1 protein-coding gene is annotated in these 376 nt (G+C 29.0%); it reads right to left on the minus strand.

The genetic code is table 11. The features are described from left to right. Positions 1-271: 271 nt before the first annotated feature. On the minus strand, positions 272-376 hold a 105-nt coding region (locus tag V7056_RS14365), incomplete at its 5' end, for a YpzG family protein (RefSeq protein WP_499702993.1).

Consider the following 376-nt stretch of genomic DNA (forward strand, 5'->3'; position numbering starts at 1 on the left):
TTAGCTTTTGTATTTTGTCTATAATCTAAAAACACATAGTTTATATTTTTTACACAAACTGCAACCATGACATGTAAGTCATGGTTGTTTACTTTGAACTGCTTTAAAAAAATGTTGAGCAATAAATGTAATTGAACATAAAAATCTTATTTAAAGGGGTCTTTTGATTTTTGGAGTTGTATTCAACTACGCAAACTAATAGTAATAACATATTAGAAAACAACCAATTAAAAAGAAGACTAAAAATAGTCTTCTTTTTTCGATTTATCCATTACCATCTGAGGGCCTTAGCATTACTTTTTAAGATGATTGTATTTTGCGAAATCATCGTATGTCCATTAACTTGAGACTTCGCATGCTTTGGTCTTGTCCAGTT

Source organism: Bacillus sp. JJ664, assembly GCF_036962205.1.
Lineage (GTDB): Bacteria > Bacillota > Bacilli > Bacillales > Bacillaceae_G > Gottfriedia.